Here is a 16,724-nt window from a genome sequence, read left to right on the forward strand (position 1 = left end):
TTACAACTAAGCACCTTATAAGTTATAGTTAAGTAAATCGTAATGATTACGTTTAAATGATGCGCGAAGCATCTATTATTTTTCGCAATGAATCGTAATGATTACACTTTAAGGAGGATTATAATGGCTAAAAAATCTAAAATAGCGAAAGAGAAAAAACGTCAACAAATGGTTGAAAAATATGCAGCGTTAAGAAGAGAACTGAAGGAAAAGGGAGATTACGAAGCAATAAGAAAACTCCCACGAGACTCTTCTCCAACTCGTCTGAAAAATCGTTGTGAAGTAACAGGTAGACCGCGTGGTTATGTAAGGAAATTTGGTATGTCCCGTATTGCATTACGTGAATATGCGCATAAAGGACAATTACCCGGCGTGAAAAAATCAAGCTGGTAAGAACAAAAGCGGAAGCGCCCGTTTTAAGGAAGGCCGACTAAGTTCGCCCCGTCCTGGGGCAACATCGGCATGACCCGGATCCTCCGGGCCCACGTACGGACTGGGACTGCGATTACTCGCCCCACCGAAAACCTTTTGGACTGAGCCGTAGGAGATAAAGGAAACACTGCGACCGTAGGGAGCTGATGTTGACTTATCGTACGGAGGTGAGGGAAGTCTCGCTAGTCTCTGGGCGCTGGAGCTGGACGTTACAAAAGCGCAGGCGCCCGTTTTAAGGAATCAAGGGAAAGGAAGTGGCAAGCCCGTGTATAAGTGGATTATTGTCGGGGGAGGCATGCAAGGAAGCACCATTGCCGTGCAGCTGTTGCAGTCAGGCAAGGTCAAACCCAAGGAGTTACTGGTCATCGATCCCTATCCCAAACCTATGCACACATGGTTCACGTTAACAGAAAAAATCGGCATGCCCTACCTCCGCTCTCCCTTCGTTCACCATCTCGATACGAAGCCATTTGCTCTGAAGGATTTCGCAGAAGCACACGATTATACGAAACCTTTTTTGGGGCGTTACAAAAGACCACGTCTGCAATTATTCAACGACCACTGTCAACAGCTTTTTGAACAAGTAAACCTTGCCGGAAGCTGGCACCAGGCAATGGTAAACAAAATAGAAAGTAATGGGAACAATGGGTGGGTTGTTAAAACCGGCGACAATACGTTTAATACTGAGAGAGTTGTGCTGGCCATGGGAGTAAACCAACACCCTTATTACCCAAAATGGGCTATTAAAGCAAAAGAACATTACCCAACAAGGGTTTCCCACTTATTTGAAGACAACCCCCTCCCTTCCACCAACGTTTGTGTGGTAGGTGGCGGGTTAACTGCTGCACATACCACAGCTTTGCTTTGCGAGGACGCCGACATAGATACAGTTACGTTAATTAAACGACATGACTTTCGAGTCCACGATTTTGATAGTGACCCTGGATGGTTAGGCCCCAAATACTTAACCAGCTATCATAAGATAACGTCTCTTCAGGAAAGAAGAGACACAATTACCAGTGCTAGAAATCGTGGATCCATTCCAAGAGAGATGTTTCTAAAGCTAAAGCGGCTTGAAGCAAATGGTTCTTTACGATGTATTAACAATGAAATACAGGGTGTATGTACGCAATCATCTAACCCTGTACTCCACTTTAAAAACGCCCCTGCTGAAAGCTTTACCAGGATATATTTAGCAACAGGCTCAACAAAAGAATTACCTGGGGAAAGCTGGTTAAGAAACGTAATAAAAGACGAAAATCTGCAATGTGCAGATTGCGGGTTTCCTGTTGTAACAACCCAGTTGGAGTGGAAAAAAGGACTTCACGTTGCAGGACCATTGGCAGAGTTAGAGATTGGCCCGGTAGCCAGAAACATTTCTGGTGCAAGAAAAGCAGCTGCCATTCTTTGCTCAATCAGTTAAGGTCCATAGGAAGGCAACCATTTTATACTTATTTATTCTTTAGATTGGCAGGAGATGAACGAATGAAAAAGGAAATACCTGTTACGGTTTTAAGTGGGTATCTTGGTGCGGGAAAAACCTCTGTCTTGAACCATTTACTCCATAATAAACAAGGACATAAAATAGCTGTTGTCGTGAATGACATGAGTGAGATTAACATTGATTCCGCCATGATTAAACAGGGTGGATTGGTTCGCAGTGATGAAAAGCTTGTTGAACTGCAAAATGGTTGTATATGCTGTACCCTAAGAGAGGATCTAATTGTCGAGCTTGAACAATTATCACAGTTGGACTTAGATTATGTACTAATTGAATCTACAGGCATATCAGAACCTATTCCAGTTGCCCAGACCTTCACGTATGAAGCGGATGAATTAGACATAGATCTCAGAAAGCATTACAAGCTAGACACGATGGTAACTGTCGTCAATGCAGAACAATTCTGGTCCGACTATTATTCAGGTGAGAATTTACTTGAGCGTCAGCAAGAAGCTGTTCCTGATGATGAACGGGAGGTTTCAGACCTTCTTATAGATCAAATAGAATTTGCCAATGTGATTTTAGTTAATAAAATTGATTTAATTCCAAACGACGACCTAGAAAAATTAAAAGCTTCATTAGCTACTTTTAACCCTTCAGCAAGAATCATACCGATTGAGCATGGAAAAGTAGATCCAGATGATGTTTTAAACACTTCTCTTTTCGATTTCGAAGACGTTAGTAGCTCTGCAGGTTGGATAAAAGAGTTAAATGAAGAGCATGTTCCGGAGACTGAAGAATATGGTATTTCTTCATTCGTTTACAGGAGTAGCAAGCCTTTTCATCCCGAACGTTTCTTTAAATGGTTAGAACAATGGCCAGAAGAGGTTGTTCGTTCCAAAGGATTTTTCTGGCTGGCTAGCAGAAACGATACGATTGGGCTTCTTTCCCAAGCTGGTAAGTCCTTAAATGTACAAGGTGCCGGAAATTGGATTTCTACCTTTTCCGAAGCTGAGCAAGAAGAGCTCTTAGCAGAAGATCTCCAGGCCAAAGAAAGCTGGCACCCTGAATTTGGTGACCGGAAAACAGAGTTAGTATTTATTGGGATAAAGCTTAACCCAGCAACCCTCATAAATACGTTAGATAAATGTTTATTGACCGACGAAGAAATAAAAGAAGACTGGACATTAATCCCAGACCCATTTCCATCGTTTGTATAGGTTTCCTATTACGCTCCCTTTAAGGGGGCGTTTTATTTTTTTATTGTAAATCCGTTGCATTTTTTTCACTCTCCGAATATAATTTGCCTAGAGGAAACTTTTTAAGTAATGTAAAATTGTTTGTTCCAAGCACAACACCTGACAATCCACCATAGTATACCACTAGATTTTTTTTGGCTCAGTTTTGCCTGGAGGAAACAAATTAGGGAGAGGGGAAAAGAAAATGAAAAAATTATTATTAGTGGGGTTTGTCGTCTTGTTTTTTGGATTTATTGTTGGATGTTCTTCAGACGCCGAAGATGCTGGCGGTTCAGAAGGTGAACCGATTAAAGTGGTGACCACCATCGCACAGATTGGAGACATAACAGCGGAAGTAGGTGGAGACGCAGTGGAGGTTGAAAGCATAATGGGACCAGGAGTTGACCCACATTTATATGATGCGGTACAAGGAGATATTCAAAAGCTAAACGATGCAGACATCATCTTCTATAATGGCCTTCATTTAGAAGGTCAAATGGGTGAAATTTTTGAAGAAATGGAACAAGAAAAGCCTACTGTCGCGGTAGCCGAAAGTATCCCAGAAGAAGATCTGCTTGCTGACCCAGCAAGCCCCGATGTCAGTGACCCACATGTCTGGTTTGATATAAGCTTATGGAAAAAGGCTACTGAAACAGTTCGCGACGAGCTCATAAAACTAGATCCAGATAATGAGGCAGTATATAACGAAAACACAACAGCATATTTGAGCAAGTTGGATGAACTAGAAACCTATGCTAACGAACAATTTGAACAAATCCCGGAAGAAAGCCGTGTATTAGTAACCGCCCACGATGCTTTCAACTACTTCGGTGAAGCGTACGGCTTTGATGTAATCGGCTTACAAGGGTTAAGTACAGAATCGGATTACAGCGTAAGCGATGTGCAGGAGATCATTGATACCCTTGTTGAGCGAAATATTAAAGGTGTATTTGTAGAAAGTAGTGTGTCTGAGCGTTCCATTAATGCTGTGGTAGAAGGAGCGAAAGAAGAAGGTCATGAGGTTTCGATTGGCGGAGAGCTCTATTCCGATGCAATGGGCGAAGAAGGAACAGAGGAAGGAACCTATATTGGGATGTTCCGCCATAATGTGGACACCATCGTAGCGTCCTTAAAATAAGGGGAGGACATTTACATGAATGCTTTAGAGGTATCCAATTTAACCGTAAGCTATGATAAAAAGCCTGTGCTTGAGAAAGTTGCTTTTACCGTTCCAGAAGGCTCTATCACGGGAATAATTGGGCCAAATGGGGCTGGCAAATCAACATTAATAAAGTCGATCCTTCGTTTGCTGCCTACTATATCCGGTGATGTGCAGGTATTAGGAAAACCATACGCAAAACAGAAAAAAGTGATCGGCTATGTCCCACAGCGCAGTGAAGTTGATTGGGATTTTCCAACGAATGCCTTGGATGTTGTACTTATGGGAAGGTACCGGCATATCGGCATGTTCAAACGGGCTGGCAAAAAAGAAATTGCCTGGGCACGAACCTGTTTACAAAAAGTCGGCATGCTTGAATATGCAGATAGACAAATCAGTCAGCTTTCTGGAGGCCAGCAGCAGCGTGTTTTTCTTGCACGCGCGCTGGCTCAGAATGCGAAAGTTTACTTTATGGATGAACCATTTTCCGGGGTGGATGCCGCGACGGAAAAAGCAATTATTAAACTGATGAAAGAATGGAAGGAAGAAGGAAAAACCGTTGTTGTCGTGCACCATGATTTGCAGACGGTAGAGGATTACTTTGATCATGTTTTACTACTGAATAAGCAGCCAATACAGTTTGGGGAAACCCAGACCGTCTTCACACTGGAAAACTTAGAAAAAACCTATGGTGGTAAAATAGCTTTCCTGCAAAAAGCTCCGACTTTGGAAAAGGAGAGCCTGTAGCATGGAAACATTCTTGTCTGATTTTAGTAATGCAAATTTCCAGTGGGTGTTAATGGGAAGTTTACTACTTGGATTTGCCAGCGGTGTAATTGGGAGCTTTGTCCTTTTAAAGAAACAAAGTCTTATAAGCGATGCGATGGCACATGCTGCACTGCCAGGTGTCTGTATCATGTTTATTTTATTTGAAGTAAAAGCTATCCCTGTGCTTTTAATCGGTGCTGCTATAACAAGTCTACTTGCTACCCAGGCTATTCAGCTAATCATTAAAAAAACACGTATTAAAACTGACGCCGCCATCGGCATCACCTTATCCGTGTTTTTTGGCTTCGGTATTGTATTGCTCACCTATATTCAGCAAAACTTTAGCGGCAACCAGGCTGGATTAGATTCCTTCATATTCGGGCAGGCTGCATCTCTTGTCAGAAGCGATGTCCAAATTATTACAATAGGTGCTTTCGTTTTGGTTTTCATCACTGCACTCTTTTTTAAAGAGTTTAAGCTTACGATTTTTGACCCACAATTTGCGAGGGGGATTGGTCTTCCGGTAACTTTTTTAAATGGCTTGCTCTTATTTCTCGTCGTGGCAATTGTCGTTATTGGCATCCAGATGGTAGGTGTCATCCTCATTGCAGCCTTGCTTATCATTCCACCATTGGCCGCTAGATATTGGACAGAGAAACTCGGGGTCATGGCAATTTTGGCAGGTGTCTTCGGTGCTTTTTCCGGGGTTATCGGTACCGTGTTCAGCACAAGCATCGCCAACCTGCCGACGGGACCTTTAATCGTGCTTAGTGCTTCGGTTATTTTTTTCATTTCACTGCTGTTTGGCACAAAAAACGGACTCGCACGAAGGAGGCTTAGACAGGTATGACCTACACATTATGGATTATTGTAACCGGCTGTTTAGTTGGACTTACTTGTGGCATTACTGGCGCAATATTAGTGCTACGAAAAATGGCTATGATAGCCGATGCAATCAGTCACACAGTCCTTCTAGGTATAGTCGGCGCCTTCTTTGTCACACAGTCTCTTAATGGCCTTCCTATGGTAATTGGAGCAGCCATTGTCGGTTTGCTAACAGCTTTCTTTGTAGAAACATTGAACCGTTCTGGCGTGCAGTCCGATGCAGCGATTGGCGTTGTGTTCACCTCCCTATTTGCTCTCGGAGTGGTGCTTATAGCGTTTATTGGGGATCAAGTCCACTTGGATGTTCAACATGCCTTAATGGGTGAGATCGCCTTTGTGCCATGGGATACACTACAAATTAACGGAGTCTCCTACGGTCCTGTAGCTGTTTGGATGCTCGGTGGGGTTCTTGTGATCAACGTTCTCTTCATAGTAATTTTTTACAAAGAGATTAAAATCTCCACCTTCGATCCGCAGTTTGCCGTACTAATTGGCGTTCCGGTTGTCTTTATTCACTATTTACTGATGACAATGGTTTCCCTGTCAACGGTTGCGTCTTTTGACAGTGTAGGAGCTATCCTAGTTGTCGCCATGCTCATCGTACCCGGCGCGACTGCTTACCTGTTAACGGATAAATTTTTCGTTCTGTTATGCTTAAGTGGCGCGATTGGAATTCTAGCTGCCTTAATGGGGTATGGCGGTGCCATATATTTCAATGTTTCGATTGCTGGTTCCATGGCCAGCGCTACAGGTGTATTATTCCTCATTGCTTTCCTATTCAGTCCAAAGCACGGCATTGTTTTTAAACGCGTGCGGACCACGTAAATGACGTAATTTTGAAAAAGGCTCTGGTAACTTAACTGGAGCCTTTTATCCTTTGATTTTAGGTATGTTTCATTACGGAATGGGGAAAATATGGTACTGGAGGGATGACAATGGATCATTACTTAACGATCGAGAAATTCAATAAGCTATTAACAAAATGGAACGGAAGAACAGTACGAGTATCCAAACAAGAAATAGATGACTACGATGAAACGATAATGAACCTTGAGGCTGTTTCCTATGAATCAAATCCTCATCGTCTTGATGAATACACCCCCCTTTATTCCCTACAGTTAAACGGGACAGGCCAAGTGGAGAATAGTGCGCACAATATGGAGGAGTTACCTTCAGCTGTCTACGAGATCCCACTTGAAGATTCATCATTGTACCAATTTGACGGCTCCCGTTTCTCCCTAACAACAGACAGAGGTATTTATACAATTGAAGTGATGGATTAAAAACTGCCGTCAGCGTAACTTGGCTGACGGCAGGATGCTTATATTAAGGCGGGTTCCTTTGAGAAAAATTGCTTCATTGCATGGTAGACATCCTTTTTCTCTTTTAATACATAATGACGAAACTTTTCATTTGTGATTGAACTGTATGCCCGCATTAGGGTAGATGGACGATTATAGCTATTTACTTCCCCATAGCCAAACATTTGAGAAAGGTCCATAATTTCATTGACCAACTGAATACAAGTAGGATTATCTGACGTGATGTTTTCCCCATCTGAAAAATGAAAAGGATAAATATTATAGCTGGATGGGCTGTATTTGTTGTTAATTAGATCCAATGCCTTGTAATAAGCAGAAGAGCAAATCGTTCCCCCACTCTCACCCTTAGAAAAGAAATCTTCCTCTGGCACAACCTTTGCTTCAGTATGATGGGCAATGAATTCTATTTCCACTGTTTCATACTTGGAACGAAGAAATCGGGTCATCCAGAAGAAAAAGCTACGTGCTACATACTTTTCAAAAATACCCATCGAAGCACTCGTATCCATCATCGCCAACACAACAGCTTTGGACTCTGGCTTCGTCACCTCATTCCATGTTTTAAACCGCAAATCATCATTGTAGATTGGCATAATGCCAGGCCTGCCTTCTGTAGCGTTTCGTTTTATGGAGGTGAGAATCGTCCGCTTCTTATCAATGTTACCCATTAATCCTTTTTTCCGTATATCGTTAAATTCAATCTTTTCCGTAATGATGTTATCTTGATCCTTCTTTTCTAAATCTGGCAACTCCAATTCAGCAAATAATGCTTCCTCTAATTCTGCCAATGAAACTTCTGCCTCGTAATATTCTGTACCCGGCTTATCGCCAGCTTTTTTCCCCTGGCCTGCACCGTCTTTCCCCTTTTTATTTGGCTCACGGGCAATGACATCCCCAACCTTACTATCACCATTACCTTGCCCAACATGTTTTGATTTGTCGTAATTATATCTGATTTTATACTCATCCAGTGAACGTATTGGTATTTTAATAACATCGCGGCCATTCGACATAATAATATTTTCTTCACTTACGAGATCAGGGAGGTTGTTTTTTATCGCATCTTTCACCTTATCAATATGCCGTTTTTGATCTTGATAGCCTTTGCGATGGAGGGACCAGTTTTCCTGGGAGACAACAAAGTTTTCCTTCTTCTCCTGCATAACCTCTCCTCCTATTAACTTTTCAAAGCTATAATGGCTTTCTCTATCCTATGCAAAAGCAGGTTAATTATTGCACTTTTTAAACTTTTTGGACACTTGAATTGGAAAAGACGTTTCTTTGTTAGTGGTCGAGCGGGGGCAGGGGTTGAATGGAGTGCATTTGCGGTTGATTAGAGTGTTGCTGTGGTTGATTGAGCAGCTCCTGAGGTTGATAGAACTGCTGCTGTGGTCGATTGAACAGCTTCTGGGGTTGATGGGACTGCTCTCGTGGTCGATTGAGCTGCTCTTGGGGTTGATAGAACTGCTGCTGTGGTCGATTGAACAGCTCCTGGGGTTGATAGGACTGCTCTCGTGGTCGATTGAGCTGCTCTTGGGGTTGATGGGACTGCTCTCGCGGTCGATTGCACAGCTCCTGGGGTTGATAGGACTGCTCTCGTGGTTGATTGAGCTGCTCCCGGGGTTGATAGGACTGCTGCTGTGGTCGATTGAACAGCTCCTGGGGTTGATAGGACTGCTGCTGTGGTCGATTGCACAGCTTCTGGGGTTGATGGGACTGCTCTCGCGGTTGATTAAGCAGCTCCAATGGTCGATTGCACAGCTCCAATGGTTGATTACACAACTCCCATGGTCGATTGGGCTTCCCACTCGTCGTTCCTCCAAAAAATTCTCCTAACACAAGCGCCGCGTTAAATAGAAAAAGCTTCCTTCTGAAAAAATTCAAAAGGAAGCTTTCTATTTTCAAGGTTACCGATTCAACAGACTCCCTACATAGCGCAAAAGCTCATTCGCGGATACAGAATTATAGCCATGTTCGTCAATCAGGCGTGAAATGACCTCATTAATCTTTTTCAACTGCGATTCATCTGGTGTTTTAGAGGATGTGGTGATTTTAACAATATCTTTCAAATCAGCAAATAGCTTTTTCTGAATTGCTTCTCGCAGACGGTCATGCGAGTTATAGTCAAACCGTTTCCCTTTTCGGGCATAGGCGGAGATCCGAATTAAAATTTCCTCTCTGAACGCTTTTTTTGCATTTTCCGAAATACCAATTTGCTCCTCAATCGAACGCATTAATTTTTCATCCGGGTTCATTTCTTCCCCTGTCAGTGGGTCACGTAATTTATTTTTATTACAAAATGCCTCTACATTATCCAAATAATTATCCATCAATGTTTTTGCAGACTCTTCATAGGAATAGACAAATGCTTTCTGCACTTCTTTTTTAGCAATCTCATCGTATTCCTTCCGTGCGACCGAGATATAATTCATGTAATCCTCTTTTGCCTCATCGGAAATCGATGCATGCTGGTCAAGACCCTCTTTCAATGCACGCAACACATCCAAGGCATTAATCGAAGGCACTTCTTTTCTAATAATGGCAGAGGAAATACGGTTGATGACATATCGTGGGTCAATGCCGTTCATGCCTTCAACAGGAAATTCCTTTTTCAACTCTTCTACATCTATTTGGCTAAAGCCTTCTACATTCTCCCCATCATATAAGCGCATCTTTTTCACGATATCGACGCTTTGCTTTTTGGAATCCTCCAGCCTTGTCAAAATAGAAAAGATCGCTGCGACCCTTAAGGCATGTGGTGCAATATGGACATGCTTCATGTCACTTTCATTAATCATTTTTTCGTAAATACGCTCTTCCTGACTTACCCGGAGATTGTACGGGATCGGCATGACGATAATTCGGGAATGAAGTGCTTCATTTTTCTTATTGGAAATAAAGGCACGGTATTCCGATTCGTTTGTGTGGGCGACAATTAATTCATCGGCACTTATTAATGCAAATCGGCCTGCTTTAAAATTACCCTCTTGTGTTAAGGAAAGCAGGTGCCAAAGGAATTTTTCATCACACTTCAGCATTTCCTGAAATTCCATCATTCCACGGTTCGCTTTGTTCAATTCCCCATCAAACCGGTATGCTCTTGGGTCAGATTCAGAGCCATATTCGGCAATGGTGGAGAAATCAATGCTTCCTGTCAGATCAGCAATATCCTGTGACTTTGGATCAGACGGACTGAAGGTTCCAATCCCAATCCGTTTATCTTCGGATAGGAAAATTCGCTCTACCTTTACCTCTTCAATTTTATCTGCATACTCTTTTTCCAGACGCATTGTATTTAATGGCGACAGACTTCCTTCAATTCTAATTCCATAATCAGCGTAAAATTCCTCCCGCAAATGCTTTGGAATTAAATGCAAAGGATCCTCATGCATTGGGCAGCCTTTTATCGCATAAACTGCTCCCTCGTCTGTTCTGGAATACTGCTCTAGCCCTCGTTTTAGCATGGTTACAATTGTGGACTTCCCTCCACTAACAGGTCCCATTAGCAGTAATATTCGCTTACGAACATCAAGCCGTTTGGCTGCTGGATGAAAATATTCCTCTACAAGTCGCTCAATCGCCTCTTCTAGGCCAAAAATCTCTTCCCCGAAGAAATGATACATTTTCCTGCCATCTCTTTCACTTAAACCAGAATGCTTTATCATATTGTACACGCGTGAATGTGCTGTTTGTGCAACCTCAGGCCTTTCCCTTACAATTTCAAGGTAATCAGCAAACGTGCCTTCCCACCTTAACGATTTTTCCTCTTCGCGATGCTGCTTCACTTTGTTTAGTATATCCATTAGGTTCCCTCCATCTAGGGCATGGTTTATACAGTCTATGCAGCAGGCTTATTCATCATGCCGGTTTGTTTTCTACAGGATCGTTCGTCCGTTTCACCGACCTGAAGACAAAATAGAAATACAACGAACCAACTAAGTAGAGGACCGCTGTAATGGAAAAAACATTCGCGTAGCCCCAATAAGCGCCGTACTTTACGACAATGGCGGTAGATACTGGTCCCATCAATGCCCAGCCCAGATTAAACACCATTTGATTCACTGAATTTGCAAGACCTTTCATCGAATCATCCACCTGTGACATCATCAGGGAGGATTGAATTGGATTTCCGGCATTCATCAATGCTTGCCTGAACAAAAATCCAATCGTTGCCAGCAATAAATTTTCCGTATAGGCTGTAAGCAGTAGAAATGGCAGGGAAAGCAGCTGTAAGTAGACAACGGCACGCACTTCCCCGACCTTTCTTACTACAAATGGGCCAATAAACATGGCAATTGCTGTAGCTGCCTGGCCAATGGAAATAATAATCCCGATTACCGAATTTGATGCCTCAAATCGGTCAGCAAAGTATAGGTTTAGGTATGGGATGACAAGCCCGCTACCAAACCCTATTAACAGCTGAGCAATTGCGAACAGAAGAATAATTTTAAACCCGACCTTATGGTCACTGACATACTGTTTAAGATTTATTTTCTGTTTCTTTTCAGGCTTCGGTTTCCGTTTTTCACTTAAGTTCAATATCGGAAGGAAAGATAGGAAATAAAACACACTCCCGATAATCAAGGTGTACCTAATGCTTTGTAGTTCTGTCGTTAAAAGCGAGAATAAATCCGTCAAGGTGCCCCCAAGGATACTACCTATCACATTGGCAACCGTTACAAGCGCTGCATGCAAGCTAAACAGGTGCACCCGCTGCTTCAATTCTGAGTTTTCCGCAAGCCATGGAACCGTTGATACTTGTAGAAAGGCAGTAAAAAGCCCTGTGGCAAACCCAGCTGCTAATAACAGCGATTCCACTTCAATAATACTTCGTAGAAACAGCACCAAACCGGAAGCCAGTATTCCGAATCCCATAATGCGTTTACGTCCCAGTTTATCACTGAGAAAACCTGCTGGCACAAGGATAATCGCCGTAGCAAGTGCAGTAAGCGCAATGACTTCCCCATTTACATCCTGACTATAGCCAAGTTCTCTTATGTAAAAGTTGTAAACCACCATAAAAATCCCCAGACCAATCTGGGAAAAGATATTTGCCAAAATTGCTAGTTTAATATTATTGTTATATGTTTTAAATTGTGTCGCCCATTCCTGAAAAAACCCCATGCTGTTCGCCACCTCATTATTTCGTGTCCCTAAATATATTAGCCACAAATAATAGAAAAGTAAATATTAAATACTTAGATTTACAGAAAATTATTTTTTGAGGGAATATGAGTTTGACAAGGAATCATTTTCAGTACTATAGACAATAAAAAACCCTGGCATAAACCAGGGCTTTCCTCACATTATATATTCTCAAGAAATCGACGGATCACATCGACTCCACCAATTAAGGTTCCAAGCGAACTTCCGAGATTAGCTAATAAGACAACCAATAACACACGGGTCACTTTATTTTGCCAAAAACCTTTTACCGTAAATACATCCTCTGTCAACGTTTCGAAATCCCCTACATTTGGTCTTTTGAAATACGCCTGTACAAACCCGGCAAACCATCCTGCAGCGAGGAGTGGATTTAATGATGTGATAGGCGCGACCACAAATGCGGTAACAATCGCCAATGGATGACCTAGCGCTATAATGGCTCCAATAGCAGAAAGAGAGCCGTTCCAAATCACCCAGCTCAAGGTTTGCTGCCAGCCTGCTGATGGGTTTGCACTAAACGTATACGCAATTACTGCTAGAATAACCAAAGGTATGGCCCAGCCAATCACTTTTGGCCATGGTGATTTTGCCGGAAGCTCGGTAAGCTTGTTTAAATCATGCTCTCGTTTTATTTCTTCCTTTATCCCCGGAACATGCGCTGCCCCAAGTACGGCAACTACCTTCTTACCAGGTGCCTCCTTAATCTTTTGCGACAAATACTGGTCACGTTCATCGATTAAGGGAGTTTTCAACTCTGGGAAATGTTCCGTAAATTCATTGAGGATCGCATTAATCGTATCCTGCTTTTTCATTTTCTCCAGTTCTTCTTCGGAAATATTCTCCTTACTGAATATCCCGGCAATTACTTGCATGAGTAAAATCGCTTTTCCTTTTAAGCCAATGCCTCTCCAGATTCGGGAAAAGGTCGTTTGGATATTCCGGTCAGCTAACACTAGCTCTGCGCCCGTTTCTTTTGCAGAGGCAATTCCCTGGATCATCTCTTGACCAGGGTTGATACCAAACTGCTTGGCCATTCTCTTTTGGAAGGATGATATCGCCAAATTCATTAATAATAGTGTCGCCTTCTTTTCTTTAATAACCTTAAATATATCCATGTTCCGCCAGCGGTTCTCATCTTGAATCGATTGAAATCGCTGTTCATCTAACTCTACACAAACGGCGTCTGGATTTTCCCGTTCAATAACTTCTTTAACCTGCTCTGCACTATGCTTAGAGACGTGTGCAGTGCCAATAAGAATAAATTCTTTATCATCTATATGTATTCTTGTGATATTCTCTTCGGTCATGGGTTACCTTCCTTTTAATCGGTATGCTCTCATTATACTTGAAAATAATTGAATTTTATAGAGTTTCAACAAAAGAACAATTATAACCCTTGCAATACAAGGTAAATAAATTTATAATACCCCTATACCTTGTAATACAAGACATATATGAATGGGGTGATAACCACTTGTCTACTACACAAATGATGAAGGGAATCCTTGATGGATGCCTGCTATCGATTATTAGCGAGAAAGAGGTTTATGGTTATGAACTAGCAGAAAAGCTTGAAGGCTATGGATTTAACTCATTTAGCGAAGGTACCATTTATCCCCTTTTATTGCGTATGCAAAAGGAAGAGCTTGTTACTTCTACATTAAAAAAATCTACAGCTGGACCTAAACGGAAATATTATTCCCTGACACCAAAAGGGGAAGAGGAGTTAGAGCGTTTTATCACGAAGTGGAGCGACTTACAGCAGACAGTGAATAATGTGTTAAACAAAGAAAGGAGCAATGAGCAATGAATCAGTTTGAGTTGTCTAAACGAAGCCAATCTTTTATTGAAGATTTACGGGTCTACTTATTCTCCAGTGGAAAAAAGGAGGAAGAAATTGATGAGATTGTCACAGAGCTTGAAGACCATTTGATCGAAGCAGAGAAAAGAGGAAAATCAACCGAGGATATTGTTGGAAAGACACCGAAGACATATATGCAGCAGCTTTCTAACGAAATGAAATTGGATTATAAAACATGGATAAAATATTTTGCCATCATTGTAACGGGTGCCTTTTCCATTACTATTATTGATGACATACTCAATGGGCCATTAACCTTTTCCCTATTAGAAATAGGCGGGTACCTTGCAATTAGTATCGTATTTATCTTTCTTACATTTGGAATATTTAAGTTCGTCTCATCGCGCACCCTGTCTTACGCTACTCAAGGACTGTTGTTTTTCCTGCTTGCAATTGTTCCACTAGGGTTATTTGTGGGATTGGAATTTGCAACTAGAGCAATTACCAGCCCAGTAATAGCGTTCGGTCATACTGGAACATGGATCGTCGGCATTTTAACTATTATCTTTCTTGTCGGTGTTTCTATCTGGTCAAAAACGCTTATTTTACCAGTTGTCGTTGTGTTTCTCACACTGCCAGAATACTTGCTTGGATTTACTAACATGAATGAGGAAGCGATCTTAATTTGGGGGACGATCATCACATTTTCTGGAATTGGTGCGTACCTTTTACTCTCTTTAAAACACATTAAGTAATGATAAGTGCTGCGTTAAATTTTTTGCGCAGCACCTGGCCAAATAAGGTATACTAAAGGGTAAAGAAATGAAGGAGTGATAAAATGAGTAAATCAAAAGCTAAAAAGCAGCGGCAAAAGCAGATGAGAGAAGGTAGAGGTAGAATCGATCCTACAAAACTACGAAGCCCTTATGCTCGTCTAGATTTGCAAACGAGAAAAACGAAGACAAAAAAGGATCACCTATATCGTACAAAACACCAGAATCGTTATCCAGATCACAGAGGAGACGATTTTTTTTATGCCCTTTTAACCTCTTCTTTTTTGAAATCCACAGCCTAAAAAAGATTGAAGCTTCATATATTGATAGAGTACATGTGCATCGCGCCCCTCTTTCGTATATGGGTCAATCTCTGACGCTAACCGTTTCATAAACAGCTTATCACACGCACAGCTTGGTCCCCCATGCTGTTTATAACACCGATCATGTTCTCTACACGCTGCATCCACTGCATTTATAGGCTGCCCTGGCCCGCTGCAACCCGGACCACAATACTTATATCCTTTCGGGAAACAAAACCCCATGCCATTTCTTCCTTGCATCCACACCACCTCCCTCCCTTCAATTTATTCCAAAGTGCAAAAGGAGTATATGCACTTTTCACACTTCTAGTAATTTTTAACATATTATTTACACTAACTGTAAATTCACTTAATAAAGGCTTGTTATAGTAGAGGGGCACTAAACAATGACTAGGTGGAGGTATAGTATGTTAAAAAAGTTCGCAACATTAGGTCTAACTGTTGGACTAGCCGCTGGAATCCTAAGTGGATGTGGAGATTCTTCTGAAGCAGAAGGGTCAGGCAGCTACGTACCAGAGGAGTTATCCGTACAATTCGTTCCGTCCCAAAACGCGGATACATTGGAAGCAAAAGCAAAGCCTTTGGAAGAGTTGCTATCTGAAAGGTTAGATATTCCAGTAGAAGTAAGTGTCTCCACGAATTACAACACAATCATTGAAGCAATGGAATCTAAACAAGTAGATGTAGGTTTCTTACCACCAACTGCTTATGTTTTAGCAAAGGAAAAAGGCGCTGCAGAAGTAATGTTACAGGCACAGCGTTACGGAGTAGAAGATGAGACAGGCCAGCCAACTGATGAACTTGTTGATTTCTATAAATCTATCTTTGTGGTAAAGAAAGATTCTGGTATTGATAGCATAGAAGATTTAGAAGGGAAGAAAATTGCCTTCCAGGATGTAACATCATCAGCTGGATATGTATGGCCTGCTGCATCGCTTATGGATGCTGGGTTAGACCCACTTGAAGATGTAGAAGGGATTACTGTGAAAGGTCATGACCAGGGAATTATCTCCGTATTAAACGGCGATGTAGACGCAGCGGTTGTCTTCCAAGACGCACGTAACACGGTTTCTGGAGACTACCCTGAAGTGTTTGATGAAACGAAAATCATCGAATTCACAGAAGATATTCCAAACGATACAGTTTCCGTGAGATCTGATATGGACCAAGAATGGGTGGATAAAATCACAGAAGCATTTATCGATATTGGAAAAGATGAAGAAGGACATCAGATTATTAAAGAAATCTACACGCATGAAGGGTATGTAGAATCAGAAGACAGCAACTTTGATGTTGTTCGTGACTATGCCGAAAAAGTAAAAACGGAATAGTATTACGCTCTACACCTATATATGCTTAACACGTAGCCAGGCGATCCTTCGTCCTGGCTACCTATATCTAAAGAAAGTTGGTTTT

At 41.9% G+C, this 16,724-nt stretch carries 18 protein-coding genes; 13 read left to right on the forward strand and 5 right to left on the reverse strand.

Annotated elements, in window-relative coordinates:
* The first annotated feature begins 123 nt into the window (after positions 1–123).
* The 8 genes from rpsN to LG273_RS17875 all read left to right on the forward strand — a co-directional run bounded on the left by rpsN (position 124) and on the right by LG273_RS17875 (position 7,206).
* Positions 124–393 (forward strand): 30S ribosomal protein S14, encoded by a 270-nt coding sequence (rpsN, locus tag LG273_RS17840; protein WP_379560083.1) that lies wholly within the window; start codon positions 124–126, stop codon positions 391–393.
* A gap of 304 nt (positions 394–697) precedes the next feature.
* Positions 698–1,855 (forward strand): FAD/NAD(P)-binding protein, encoded by a 1,158-nt coding sequence (locus LG273_RS17845; RefSeq protein ID WP_404456291.1) that lies wholly within the window; start codon positions 698–700, stop codon positions 1,853–1,855.
* 62 nt (positions 1,856–1,917) lie between these two features.
* Positions 1,918–3,093, forward strand: coding sequence for a GTP-binding protein (locus LG273_RS17850; protein WP_404456294.1), 1,176 nt, complete (start codon positions 1,918–1,920; stop codon positions 3,091–3,093).
* Positions 3,094–3,316: 223 nt separating this feature from the next.
* Positions 3,317–4,249: a metal ABC transporter solute-binding protein, Zn/Mn family gene (locus tag LG273_RS17855; protein ID WP_379560088.1), complete on the forward strand. Its 933-nt coding sequence runs from the start codon at positions 3,317–3,319 to the stop codon at positions 4,247–4,249.
* A 15-nt stretch (positions 4,250–4,264) separates the two neighbouring features.
* Positions 4,265–5,017 carry a metal ABC transporter ATP-binding protein gene (locus LG273_RS17860; protein WP_379560089.1) on the forward strand — a complete coding sequence of 251 codons (753 nt, stop codon included), beginning with the start codon at positions 4,265–4,267 and terminating at the stop codon, positions 5,015–5,017.
* A gap of 1 nt (position 5,018) precedes the next feature.
* Positions 5,019–5,888: a metal ABC transporter permease gene (locus LG273_RS17865; protein ID WP_404456298.1), complete on the forward strand. Its 870-nt coding sequence runs from the start codon at positions 5,019–5,021 to the stop codon at positions 5,886–5,888.
* Entirely contained in the window at positions 5,885–6,748 is an 864-nt protein-coding gene (locus LG273_RS17870; protein ID WP_379560091.1) for a metal ABC transporter permease, read from the forward strand. Before LG273_RS17865 ends, LG273_RS17870 begins: the two co-directional genes overlap by 4 nt.
* A gap of 110 nt (positions 6,749–6,858) precedes the next feature.
* Positions 6,859–7,206 carry a hypothetical protein gene (locus tag LG273_RS17875; RefSeq protein ID WP_404456302.1) on the forward strand — a complete coding sequence of 116 codons (348 nt, stop codon included), beginning with the start codon at positions 6,859–6,861 and terminating at the stop codon, positions 7,204–7,206.
* A gap of 38 nt (positions 7,207–7,244) precedes the next feature.
* Here the strand turns inward: LG273_RS17875 and yhbH are convergent, their stop codons facing one another.
* Positions 7,245–8,408 (reverse strand): sporulation protein YhbH, encoded by a 1,164-nt coding sequence (gene yhbH, locus LG273_RS17880; protein ID WP_404456304.1) that lies wholly within the window; start codon positions 8,406–8,408, stop codon positions 7,245–7,247.
* Between the two features lie 145 nt (positions 8,409–8,553).
* Between yhbH and LG273_RS17885 the strand changes: the two genes are divergently transcribed.
* Complete coding sequence (locus LG273_RS17885) at positions 8,554–9,081, forward strand: hypothetical protein (protein ID WP_404456307.1); 528 nt, start codon at positions 8,554–8,556, stop codon at positions 9,079–9,081.
* 71 nt (positions 9,082–9,152) lie between these two features.
* Here the strand turns inward: LG273_RS17885 and LG273_RS17890 are convergent, their stop codons facing one another.
* From LG273_RS17890 to LG273_RS17900, 3 genes are all read right to left on the reverse strand, one after another.
* On the reverse strand, positions 9,153–11,048 hold the full coding sequence (locus tag LG273_RS17890) for a PrkA family serine protein kinase (RefSeq protein ID WP_379560095.1): 1,896 nt from the start codon (positions 11,046–11,048) through the stop codon (positions 9,153–9,155).
* Between the two features lie 55 nt (positions 11,049–11,103).
* On the reverse strand, positions 11,104–12,369 hold the full coding sequence (locus LG273_RS17895; protein ID WP_404456310.1) for an MFS transporter: 1,266 nt from the start codon (positions 12,367–12,369) through the stop codon (positions 11,104–11,106).
* A 182-nt stretch (positions 12,370–12,551) separates the two neighbouring features.
* Positions 12,552–13,718 carry a TraB/GumN family protein gene (locus tag LG273_RS17900; RefSeq protein WP_404456313.1) on the reverse strand — a complete coding sequence of 389 codons (1,167 nt, stop codon included), beginning with the start codon at positions 13,716–13,718 and terminating at the stop codon, positions 12,552–12,554.
* Positions 13,719–13,900: 182 nt separating this feature from the next.
* Here LG273_RS17900 and LG273_RS17905 point away from each other — a divergent pair, with 182 nt between their 5' ends.
* The 3 genes from LG273_RS17905 to LG273_RS17915 all read left to right on the forward strand — a co-directional run bounded on the left by LG273_RS17905 (position 13,901) and on the right by LG273_RS17915 (position 15,287).
* Positions 13,901–14,221, forward strand: a complete 321-nt coding sequence (locus LG273_RS17905; protein ID WP_404459584.1) for a PadR family transcriptional regulator — start codon at positions 13,901–13,903, stop codon at positions 14,219–14,221.
* Positions 14,218–14,967, forward strand: a complete 750-nt coding sequence (locus LG273_RS17910) for an HAAS domain-containing protein (RefSeq protein WP_404456315.1) — start codon at positions 14,218–14,220, stop codon at positions 14,965–14,967. Before LG273_RS17905 ends, LG273_RS17910 begins: the two co-directional genes overlap by 4 nt.
* Positions 14,968–15,050: 83 nt before the next feature.
* Positions 15,051–15,287 carry a hypothetical protein gene (locus LG273_RS17915; protein ID WP_404456317.1) on the forward strand — a complete coding sequence of 79 codons (237 nt, stop codon included), beginning with the start codon at positions 15,051–15,053 and terminating at the stop codon, positions 15,285–15,287.
* On the opposite strand, the gene LG273_RS17920 is transcribed toward LG273_RS17915, so the two are convergent.
* A complete protein-coding gene (locus tag LG273_RS17920) occupies positions 15,255–15,548 on the reverse strand; it encodes a phospholipase (protein WP_379560101.1) in 294 nt (97 codons plus the stop codon). The genes LG273_RS17915 and LG273_RS17920 overlap by 33 nt on opposite strands.
* A gap of 167 nt (positions 15,549–15,715) precedes the next feature.
* Between LG273_RS17920 and LG273_RS17925 the strand changes: the two genes are divergently transcribed.
* Complete coding sequence (locus tag LG273_RS17925) at positions 15,716–16,639, forward strand: phosphate/phosphite/phosphonate ABC transporter substrate-binding protein (RefSeq protein WP_379560102.1); 924 nt, start codon at positions 15,716–15,718, stop codon at positions 16,637–16,639.
* Positions 16,640–16,724 lie beyond the last annotated feature (85 nt).

The sequence above is a fragment of the Oceanobacillus kapialis genome, from assembly GCF_044790185.1.
GTDB lineage: Bacteria > Bacillota > Bacilli > Bacillales > Amphibacillaceae > Oceanobacillus_B > Oceanobacillus_B kapialis.